The 6,307-nt window shown below is 73.3% G+C and carries 3 protein-coding genes; all 3 read left to right on the plus strand.

Annotated elements, in window-relative coordinates; genetic code table 11:
- The first annotated feature begins 147 nt into the window (after positions 1-147).
- Positions 148-3,291: a PrgI family protein gene (locus NBZ85_RS26080; RefSeq protein ID WP_261562783.1), complete on the plus strand. Its 3,144-nt coding sequence runs from the start codon at positions 148-150 to the stop codon at positions 3,289-3,291.
- Positions 3,292-3,325: 34 nt separating this feature from the next.
- Positions 3,326-5,824 carry a DUF8128 domain-containing protein gene (locus NBZ85_RS26085; RefSeq protein WP_261562784.1) on the plus strand — a complete coding sequence of 833 codons (2,499 nt, stop codon included), beginning with the start codon at positions 3,326-3,328 and terminating at the stop codon, positions 5,822-5,824.
- A 34-nt stretch (positions 5,825-5,858) separates the two neighbouring features.
- Positions 5,859-6,307 (plus strand): replication-relaxation family protein (locus NBZ85_RS26090; protein ID WP_261562786.1); only part of this gene is annotated, 449 nt, incomplete at its 3' end.

Below are 6,307 nucleotides of genomic sequence, written 5' to 3' on the forward strand. Positions count from 1 at the left end.
CCGCTCCGCGGCCCCGCCGCCACCGCGCCGACCGCGCCCGCAGGCACCACGTCCGGCCACGCCACAAGCGCCACGCCCGCCGGCGCCACGTCGTGCTGTCCCGATGCCGCGCTTCACCGCACCACCACCACCCGGAGGTCCCCGACCGTGACGCATCCCGTCCACATACCCGCCGATGTTGACCGTGAGGACCGGATCGTCGCGAACCTGACCGCCCGTCAGGTGCTGATCCTCGCGCTGACCGCCATCGTGCTCTACCTCGCCTGGGCCGCGACCCGCAGTCTGGTGCCGCTGCTGGTGTTCGCGGTGCTCGCCGTGCCGGTCGCGGCCGGCGCCGGCGTCCTCGTGCTGGGCCAGCGCGACGGGCTGTCCCTGGATCGGCTGTTGGCCGCCGCGATCCGCCAGCGGACCAGCCCGCGGCACCGGATCAACGCCCCCGAAGGTGTGATCGCACCACCGTCCTGGCTGGCCGCCCGTGCCACCAGCGGCACTGGTGGCCGACGGCCGGCCGCGGACGCACAGAGCGCGGCGCCGCTGCGGCTGCCGGCCCGCACCGTCACCGGCCAGGCCGGGGTCGGCGTGATCGACCTCGGCGGCGACGGGCTGGCGGTCGTCGCGGTCGCGAGCACGGTGAACTTCGCGCTGCGCACCCCCGGGGAGCAGGACGCCCTCGTCGCCGTGTTCGCCCGTTACCTGCACTCGTTGACCGCCCCGGTACAGATCCTCGTGCGGGCTATGCCCGCAGACCTGAGCGCCCAGATTCAGCAGCTCGACGATGCCGCCGAGCAGCTGCCCCACCCGGCGCTGGCGCACGCCGCCCGCGAACACGCCACCTACCTGGCTCACCTCGCCGCCGAGATGCAGCTGCTGACCCGCCAGGTGCTGCTGGTGCTCCGCGAGCCGCTGGTCACGGCCGGCCCGGTCGACGGGCTCGGCGGTGCCTCTCCCCTGGCCGCGTTGTCGGGCCGGCGGGCTGCGGCCCGCGACGCTCGCCGTGCCGGACAGGCGATCAGACGGGCCGCGCACACCCGGCTCGCCCGCCGTCTCGCCGAGGCGACCGACCTGCTGGCACCGGCGGGGATTGTGGTCACGCCGCTGGACGCGGGGACGGCGACCAGCGTGCTGGCCGCGGCCTGCAACCCGGCCGGTCTGGTGCCGCCGGCCGCGCTCGCCGCGCCCGACGAGGTCATCACCGCCGACCTCCCCGAGGACTACCCGGCCTACCAGCCCGACCCCGACGACGGCGGCTTCCTGGACGACGACGAGTTCGACGACCCGGACGCCGACGGGGACGGCCCGCTGGACACCGGCGATCCCGACTTCTGGGACCCGGCCCGACCTCCGCCCGCCCGCCGGGCGCTCCGACGGCGGCTCCCGACGGCCAGCACGACCCACACGACGGAGGGGACACGCCCGATGAGCAGACGAGCCCGACGCCGGGCCTCCGCGCAGGCCCCCAGCCCGTCCACCGTGGACGCCGCCGCGGCAGCGTTCGTCCCGGACGCGCTGTCGATCGCCCCGCGCCACCTGGACGTGGGCGGGGACGTCCTCGCCACGATGGCGATCACCGGGTATCCGCGGGAGGTCCACGCCGGCTGGCTCGCCCCGCTGCTGACCTACCCGGGCCGGCTTGATGTCGCGGTGCATGTCGAGCCGATCGATCCGGTCACCGCGGCGAATCGGCTACGCCGGCAGCTGTCCAAACTCGAATCTGGCCGGCAGGTGGGTGATGAGAAGGGCCGGCTGATTGACCCGCAGGTCGAGGCGGCGACCGAGGACGCTTACGACCTGTCCGCCCGCGTCGCCCGCGGCGAAGGGAAGCTGTTCAGGCTTGGTCTGTACCTCACCGTCCACGCGACCAGCGAAGCCGAGTTGGCCGATGAGGTCGCTGCCGTGCGGGCGTTGGCGGCCAGCCTGCTGCTGGACGCGAAACCGGTCAGCTACCGGTCCCTGCAAGGCTGGGTGAGCACTCTGCCGCTGGGGTTGGACCAGGTGCGGATGCGCCGCACCTTCGACACCGCGGCCTTGAGTGCGGCGTTTCCGTTCACCAGTCCGGACCTGCCGCCCGCCGACCCGACGTCGTTGGCGCCGACCGGGGTGCTCTACGGGCTCAACGTCGCCAGCAACGGGCTGGTGCACTGGGACCGGTTCGGCGACGTCGACAACCACAACGCCGTGATCCTCGGCCGCAGCGGCGCGGGGAAGAGCTATCTGGTCAAGCTCGAACTCCTGCGCAGCCTCTACCGGGGTATCGAGGTCCACGTCGTCGACCCCGAAGACGAATACGCTCGGCTGGCCATCGCGGTCGACGGCAGCTACCTGCACCTCGGCGCCGACCACGTGCGGATCAACCCGTTCGACCTGCCCATCCAGACCACCCCGGACGGCCGTCGGACCGCGCCGCGCGACGCGCTGGTGCGCCGCAGCCTGTTCCTGCACACCGTCATCTCCGTCCTGGTCGGACAGCTGACTCCGGCCGAACGGGCGGCCCTCGACGTCGCGATCACCGCGACCTACCAGGCGGCGGGGATCAGCTCCGACCCGCGTAGCTGGGGCCGGCCGGCGCCGCTGCTGGCCGATCTCGCCGCCCGGCTGGCCGCCTCGGAGGACCCGGCGGCGGTGGCGCTTGGCGCCCGGCTGCACCCGTTCACGGCTGGGGCGTTCTCGGGTCTGTTCGACGGGCCGACCACCGGCCGCGGCGACGGCCACCTGGTCGTCTACTCGCTGCGGGACCTGCCCGACGAGGTCAAAGCCATCGGCACGCTGCTCGTCCTCGACGCCGTCTGGCGACGGGTGTCGAACCCCGCCGACCGGCGGCCCCGGCTCGTGGTTGTGGACGAGGCGTGGCTGCTGATGCGCCAGCAGGCGGGCGCGGACTTCCTGTTCCGGATGGCGAAGTCGTCCCGCAAGTACTGGGCCGGGCTCACCGTGGCGACCCAGGACACCGCCGACGTGCTCGCCACCGACCTCGGCAAGGCGATCGTCACCAACGCCGCCACGCAAATTTTGTTGAGGCAGGCACCGCAGGCGATCGATGAGATCACCGCCGTGTTCGACCTGTCCCAAGGCGAACGGCAGTTCCTGCTGTCCGCCGACCGCGGGCAGGGGCTCCTCGCGGCGGGGGCACAGCGGGTTGCTTTTCAGGCTCTGGCCTCGCATGTCGAGCACCGCCTGGTCACGACCAACCCGGCCGAACTCGCCGCCGACCCCGACGACGGCGGCTTTCTCGATCTCGCCGTGCCGGATGACTCGACCGATGACGACGGCCAGATCTATCTCGATGCCGCCTGACCAGCATCGTCGTATCCGCAGGGAGATCGTAGCCATGGATCTGTTCGCCGCGGCGGCTACCACGCCGTCGTCGCCGCTTGCCACCTATCTGACCGACCCGGGGGGCTTCCTCCACCAGATCCTCGGCGCGCTACGGGGGTGGGCGCTGGTCTGGGGCCCTGTCGCCGGCCCGCTGCTCATCCTCGCCGCCGCCGGTCTACTCACCGGGCGTCGGCGGCTGCGCCGCCGCTACCAGCAGCGGCTGATCGCCGGCGCCCGCCTGGTGACCGTGCTGGCCCCGCCCACCGTCGACCCGGCGGGCGCGTCCGCCCTGTGGGCGAATCTGCTCGGCCTGCTCCGCCCCGGCTGGCGACGCCTGGTCGGCCAGCCGCACCTGGTGTGGGAGTACCAGTTCACCGGCGACGGGGTCCGCATCCAGATCTGGGTACCCGGCGTCGTGCCCGACGGGATGGTGGAACGAGCCGTCGAGGCGTCCTGGCCCGGCGCGCACACCCACACCACCCCCGCCCGCGCGCCGCTGCCCGTCGTGGCCCGGCCGGGACGGCGGCTGCTCGCCGCCGGCGGCGAACTGCGCCTCGCCCGCCCCGAAGCGCTGCCCATCCGGGTCGACCACGACGCCGACCCCCTGCGCGCCCTGCTCGGCGCGCCCGGCAGCCTGGCCCGTAACCAGCGGGCGGCGGTGCAGATCCTGGCCCGGCCGGTCACCGGCCGCCGTGTTGCCAAAGCGCGTCGGGCTGCCCGCCGGCTACGCGCCGCCGGCTCGGCGCACCTGGCCGGCGGCCTACTGGACCTGCTCACACCCCACACCGGCCGCACCCGGCAGCGCCGCCGGACGGCTACCGCCACGGTGAAGGTCGACCCGCAGACGTCGCTGGCCCTGTCCGCGGAGGACCGCGCCATCGTCACGAAGCAGCGCGGTGCCCAGTACGAGGTCCGCGTCCGCTACGCCATCGCCGCGATCCTCGACGAGCACACCGACGACACCACCACCGCGCAGGTGGCCAGCCAGCTACGCGGCCGGGCGCACGCCATCGCGTCGGCGTTCGCCGCCTACGGCGACCACAACTACTACCGCCGGGTCCGGCTACGCCGCCCGCTGCCCGTCCTCGCCGCCCGGCAGTTCGGCCGCGGCGACCTGCTCTCGGTCGCCGAACTCGGCACGCTCGCGCACCTGCCGGTCGACGAGGCGACCCCCGGCCTGCAACGCGCCGGCGCGAAGGCCATCGCCCCGCCGCCCGGCGTTGCCGGCCCCGGCCCGAACGTCCGCCCCATCGGGCGCACCGACGCCGGGCAGGCGCGGCCGGTCGGTCTGCGGGTCCCGGACGCCCGGCATCACCTGCACGTCCTCGGCGCGACCGGCGCGGGCAAATCCGAACTGCTCGCCCGCATGACGCTCGACGACGTCGCCGCGCACCGAGGTGTAGTCAATGTCGACCCGAAGGGCGACCAGATCATCGACATCCTCGCCCGCTACCCCCTGGACGCCCTCGACCGCCTCGTTCTGTTCGACGCCGAGTCGAACAGCCGACCGCCGTGCCTGAACCCGCTGGACCAGCCCGACAGGGGGCGGGCCGTCGACAACCTCGTCTCGATCTTCTCCCGGGTGTACGCCGACTCGTGGGGGCCCCGGACCGAGGATATTTTCCGCGCCGGTCTGCTCACCCTTGCCGCTCAACCCGGCGTTCCTGTGATCACGGATCTGCCGAAACTGCTGACCGACACCGCCTACCGCCACCGGGCACTCGGTGAGATCGACGACGACATCCTGGCCGGCTTCTGGACCTGGTACGAAGCCCTCTCCGAGGCCGCGCGAGGCCACGTCGTCGCCCCGCTGATGAACAAACTCCGTGGGTTCCTGTTGCGGCCGTTTGTGCGGGCCGCGATCGCGGCCGGCCCCTCGACTGTCGACATGGACGCGGTGTTGAACGACGGCGGGGTGTGCCTGGTCCGCATCGCCCAAGACGCCCTCGGGGTCGAGACCGCGGCGCTGATGGGCTCGATCGTCGTCTCTGCGGTCTGGCAGTCCACCACCCGGCGCGCCCGCCTGCCCCAAGGGAAAAGGCCCGACGCCAGTCTGTACCTGGACGAGGCCCACAACTTCCTCACGCTTCCGTACGCGTTGGAGGACATGCTCGCCGCCGCACGCGGCTACCGGCTCGGGATCGTTCTGGCGCATCAGAACCTTACCCAGCTGCCTCGGCACCTGGAAGAAAGCATCGGCGCCAACGCCCGCAGCAAGATCTATTTCACGGTGAGCCCGGCGGACGCGAAACGGCTCGCCCGCCACGTCGAGCCCCGGCTGGCCGAGCACGACCTGGCCAACCTCGGCGTGTTCCACGCCGCCGCCCGCCTGGTCGTCGGCGGGGAAGAAGCTCCCGCCTTCACGGTCGTCACGGAAAAACTCCCCGCCCCGGTGCCGGGCCGCGCCGCGCAGATCCGCCGGGCGCTGCGCCGCCGCGCGGCCACCCCCGCCGCGCCGGCTCCCACCGGTCCGGGTCCGCGGCCCACCTCCGACCCGCGCCGCGTCGCCTGACCGCGCGCCTCGCTGCCACCACGAAGGACCATCGATGGCCAAACCGTTGCCGCAACGCGCCCTGCGCGTCCCGTTGCGTCCCGCCGCCCGCGTCGTCGCCGACGCCGAACACCTGGCGAACCTCACCCCTCACCTCAGCTCGCGCGACCGCTGGATTGCCCGGCTCCTTTACGAGCACCGGGTCCTGACTACCCACCAGCTCGTCCAGGTCGGCTGGCCCACGCGGCGCACCGCCAACGAGAGGTTGCTCCAGCTTTACCGCTGGCGCGTCATCGACCGTTTCCAGCCCCTCAGCCCCCTCGGTGAGGGCATGCCCCCGGCGCACTACGTCTGCGACGTCGCCGGCGCCGCCCTGCTCGCCGCCGAAGACGGCCTCGACCTGGCCGCGACCGGCTACCGGCACGACCGCGCGCTCGGCGTCGCCTACTGGCCCCAGCTCGCCCACCGCGTCGCCGTCAACGGCTTCTTCACCCACCTCATCGC

Source organism: Frankia tisae (genome assembly GCF_025403405.1).
In the GTDB taxonomy this organism is placed as follows: Bacteria; Actinomycetota; Actinomycetes; order Frankiales; family Frankiaceae; genus Frankia; species Frankia tisai.

Excerpts from the sequence above, each read along its gene's own strand:
- NBZ85_RS26085 (WP_261562784.1), top strand. The coding sequence starts at position 3,326 with ATGGATCTGTTCGCCGCGGCGGCTACCACGCCGTCGTCGCCGCTTGCC.